Origin of the sequence: Luteitalea sp. (assembly GCF_044337415.1) — a bacterium.
Taxonomy (GTDB): domain Bacteria; phylum Acidobacteriota; class Vicinamibacteria; order Vicinamibacterales; family Vicinamibacteraceae; genus Luteitalea.
Genome location: NZ_JBIINP010000313.1, coordinates 1 through 3,731, shown reverse-complemented (window position 1 = coordinate 3,731; position 3,731 = coordinate 1). Strand labels below are relative to the sequence as shown.

General features: G+C 70.5%; 4 protein-coding genes and 1 tRNA gene. 3 read left to right on the top strand and 2 right to left on the bottom strand.

Features of this window, described 5'->3' with window-relative positions; genetic code table 11:
* Nucleotides 1-204: 204 nt before the first annotated feature.
* The 3 genes from ACIRDX_RS21530 (at nt 205) to ACIRDX_RS21520 (ending at nt 1,342) form a co-directional block, all read left to right on the top strand.
* Nucleotides 205-281, top strand: a tRNA-Arg gene (locus tag ACIRDX_RS21530).
* Nucleotides 282-720: 439 nt separating this feature from the next.
* Nucleotides 721-1,014: a nucleotidyltransferase family protein gene (locus tag ACIRDX_RS21525; protein WP_396627480.1), complete on the top strand. Its 294-nt coding sequence runs from the start codon at nt 721-723 to the stop codon at nt 1,012-1,014.
* The gene (locus ACIRDX_RS21520) at nt 1,004-1,342 is read left to right on the top strand and encodes a DUF86 domain-containing protein (protein WP_396627479.1); all 339 of its coding nucleotides are present in this window, start codon (nt 1,004-1,006) and stop codon (nt 1,340-1,342) included. The genes ACIRDX_RS21525 and ACIRDX_RS21520 overlap by 11 nt, the downstream gene beginning before the upstream one ends.
* Nucleotides 1,343-1,595: 253 nt before the next feature.
* Here the strand turns inward: ACIRDX_RS21520 and ACIRDX_RS21515 are convergent, their stop codons facing one another.
* Both ACIRDX_RS21515 and ACIRDX_RS21510 read right to left on the bottom strand, forming a co-directional pair.
* On the bottom strand, nt 1,596-1,916 hold the full coding sequence (locus ACIRDX_RS21515; RefSeq protein ID WP_396627478.1) for a YheU family protein: 321 nt from the start codon (nt 1,914-1,916) through the stop codon (nt 1,596-1,598).
* Nucleotides 1,917-2,029: 113 nt separating this feature from the next.
* On the bottom strand, nt 2,030-3,385 hold the full coding sequence (locus ACIRDX_RS21510; RefSeq protein ID WP_396627477.1) for a glycosyltransferase: 1,356 nt from the start codon (nt 3,383-3,385) through the stop codon (nt 2,030-2,032).
* Nucleotides 3,386-3,731: the final 346 nt, after the last annotated feature.

Genomic DNA, 3,731 nt, shown 5'->3' with positions numbered 1-3,731 from the left:
GCCGGGTCGATCTAGTCCCGCCGGGTAGGGCGCGGTCTCCGACCGCGCCGCTGCAGCGCAAGGGACAAGGGACACGGGGACGAGTCACCAGGGCGGCGCGGGACGAGGGACGAGGCCGTCAGGGACAAGGGACCAGGGGCCGGCGGCGGGTCGGCCGGCTCTCCCCCGCCCCCATCGCGGGCGATGCGATAATTGGGGCGGTGTGCGCCCGTAGCTCAGCTGGATAGAGCACCGGCCTTCTAAGCCGGGGGTCGCAGGTTCGAGCCCTGCCGGGCGTACCACGTCGCCTTGGGCGACGTGGTACCGTCGCGGCAGTCCTCAGCCGCGCGGCTCCGCCTTCGGCTCGCCGCCGCGGTCGAGCCCCTGCCGGACACGAGATCTCAAACGCGGCGCCTCCGCCCTGCGGGCTCGGCATTCGCGTCGAGCCCCTGCCCGGGCACCAGACCTCAGCGCGCCGAAGCGCCGCAGGCGCGAAGGCGGGTCGAGCCCTGCCGGGCACGAGATCTCAGCGCGCCGAAGCGCCACAGGCGCGAAGGCGGGTCGAGCCCTGCTTGCGCGCCGAAGTCGAAGAACGAAGGCGGGCCGGGCACCAGACCCCAGCGTGCCGAAGCGCCGCAGGCGCGAAGGCGGGTCGAGCCAGAACTGCGAGGTCTCTCGCGCCACACCGACGACATCCTGCTGCGTCGCAAAGCACCTCGCTATACTGGGCGCGAGTTCTCGATGACCCTGGACACCGTCGCCGCAGCCCTAAGCCCGCTCGCCCCCCGATTGAAGTCCGAGTTGGGCGTAGGAGCGCTGTACGTGTTCGGGTCGGTGGCTCGAGGCGACGCCCGCCCCGACAGCGACGTCGACGTCCTGGTCGAGTTCGACGGCCCTGCCACGTTCGCGCGGTTCATGGACCTCAAGGCGCTGCTGGAAGACACCCTGAGCGCGCGCGTCGACCTGGTGACCCGCGCGGCGCTACGCTCCCAACTGCAGCCACGCATCGAAGCCGAAGCCCGCCGTGTCGCGTGACGTCACGCTGTACCTCGACGACATGGTCGAGGCATGCCGCCGCATCGGGCAGTACACGGAAGGACTGAGCCGGGCAGAATTGGTGAACGGCACGATGGCCCACGACGCTGTCCTGCGGAATCTCGAGGTACTCGGTGAGGCCGCCAAGAACCTGCCTGCCGATGTCCGCGGGCTCGACGTCGAGATCCCGTGGCGGCGGATCACCGGGTTGCGCGACGTGCTGGCGCACGCCTACTTCGGCATCGACGACGACATCGTGTGGAGCGTCGTGGCCGAGGAAGTCCCGTCCTTGCAACGGCGATTGGTCGCCCTGCGCGCACGGCTCTGACCTGCGAGTAGCGCGGCTGAGCTCGATTGACAATTGACGGACAATCCGCGGCTGTCTCGAGCGGTGTCGAGTGCCCTGTTGCGGTGATCGGGCAAAGAGAGGTGAGACCGCAGCGGTCTCCTGCGGCCTCCATTCGCCTCGTTCGACAACTTCTAAGCCCGGGGTCGCAGGTTCGAGCCCTGCTTGCGCGCCGAAGTTCGAAGAACGAAGGCGGGCCGGGCGGTCACACGCACCAACGGTCGTGGCTCGACGCCTACTCTTCGGGGTCGTGCGACATCCACGGTCGGCGCGACCTCTCCCTCGTCGGCGTCACCACGAGGGTGACCGACGCGGTGCCGGGATCGAACGTGATGTGGGCCTCGCCGCGGTGCACCTGCCGGAGCACCTGCGCCACCTTGTCCTCGAGCGACACCTCGTGCAGGCCGTAGTCGGTGCCTTCACGCAACACGAACGATTCGATCACCGCGCGCAGGGTGTCCGGCTCCAGTTGGTCTGGCTCCACTCGAACCGGCGCGCATTCCTCGCCGTCGCTCTGCTCCTCAGATTCGAGCGTGGGGTCCTGCTCGTCGTCCATGGCTCACCACCATACTCGATGGGAATGGGGGCTGCGGCCGTCGGTCGCGCGGCGGAACTCGACGCGAGAGACCGCGGTCGACGCGTGACGTCGACGCGTGACGCTGGCAGGAGTCAGGACCGGGCCAGGTCGGCTTCGGACGCGACGTGCCCGACACGCGGCCGCCAGCGCGAGGCGTCGGCCGTGCGGGCGCGCACGTGGAGCGCGTCGTAGGCGGCGAAGATGGCCGGCGCGACCGATGACCAGTCGTACTGCCGGGCCGTCTCGGCGGCGAGGCGCAGGCGCGCCGGGTCCGGATACGCAAGCGCCTCGAGCGCGGCCTGCGCCAGGCCCGCGGCCGTCGGCTCGCCGAGCCAGGCATTGGCGGGCGTCGCGTAGGTGAGCACGCCACCGGCGCGAGGGAGCACCACCGGGACGCCGGAGGCCATGGCTTCGAGCGGGCCGATGCCGAACGGCTCGCGGTCGTTGACGTGCACGAACGCGTCGCCGCTCGCGTAGCAGGCCGCCAGTGCTGCCGCGTCGCGGACATGCCCGGCAAAGCCCACCGCCGCGCCACACGCCGCCGCCGCATGCCGGCGCAGCCGCTCCTCGTCCGGACCACTGCCCACGAGCACCAGGCCGGCCGCCGTGCCGGTCCGCCGCACGTGTCCCAGCAGGTCGATGGCGCGGGTCAACTGCTTCTCCTGCGCCAGTCGCCCGACGTAGACGAGCAAGGGGCCGTCCGGCGGAAGCGACAATCGCTGGCGCCACGCCTGCCGCCACGCCTCGGATCGATGCTGCGGACCGAACGTCGCGACATGCAGTCCCATCGGCACGGTCTGCACGTCGCGCGGGTGCGTGGGCCGCTGCGCGGCGAGCAACTCGCCAGCGGTGTACGCGGAGTTGGCGAGATGGTAGTCACACTGGGGTAGGTAGACGGCCCCGAGATACCACCGCACCGCTCGCGCCCCGATCCGCCCGAGCACGCCGAGCGCCTCGAGCGAGTGGTCGGCGCGTTCGCAACTCAGGCCGACGAGCGTCGGCCTCGGCAGGCCTGGCGGCGGGAAGCGTCGGATCGCGCCTGCCAGGTAAGGAAGCGCGTACTTGTCGCACACCTCGACGATCGCTGGACGCTCATCCTGCAGGATGCCGAGCAGTCGCTCCGAGATGCGGCTGAACGGCACCGGCACCATCACCCGATAACGGCGATCGACGAAGGGTGCCCGAGGGGCCCTGACGGTGTAGATGCGTCCATGGGGGCCAACCTCACGGACCTCGTCGCGCTCCCCGGGCACGACCAGGCGCATCGGGCGCCCCAGCGTGTTGGCCGCAGCCAGCATCGCCGTGTAGTACGCCCGGATGCCGCCCGATTCCGCGTGCCACGCGTTGGTCAGGTGCAGCGACTTCCACGGCCCAGCGGCCGACGGCGTCGCGTCGATGCCCCCGGCCTGCGGTGCGTCGCGCCGGACCATGGGCGAAGATCGCGTCATGGCCAGACAGGATCGGTCGCGGAGGTGACTAACGCGTGATGGCCCGATGTCCGCGAGGTAACGTCACCGTGCCAGTGCTTCTCCTGGGGGTGATGTCCAGCTCGGCATTCACCCGTCCTCCGACCCGGATCACGCCCAGGGCGCGCTTCAGCTTGACTGCGCAGGACGCGGTACGTCAGATTGGCACGCACCCTCGTAGTCGTCCGCACCACGCGAACGTCTTCCTGCGACCGGCGATCCATCTGCGATGTGGTCAAGCGCGCGTGCGCGAAGGAGGAGGAGGACGCAATGTGGCTTCCCTGGGCGCTACTCTCGGCCGCGGCGGCGGCGCTGACGGCGATTCTCG

Excerpts from the sequence above, each read along its gene's own strand:
- ACIRDX_RS21525 (WP_396627480.1), top strand. The coding sequence starts at position 721 with ATGACCCTGGACACCGTCGCCGCAGCCCTAAGCCCGCTCGCCCCCCGA.
- ACIRDX_RS21515 (WP_396627478.1), bottom strand. The coding sequence starts at position 1,916 with ATGGACGACGAGCAGGACCCCACGCTCGAATCTGAGGAGCAGAGCGAC.
- ACIRDX_RS21510 (WP_396627477.1), bottom strand. The coding sequence starts at position 3,385 with ATGACGCGATCTTCGCCCATGGTCCGGCGCGACGCACCGCAGGCCGGG.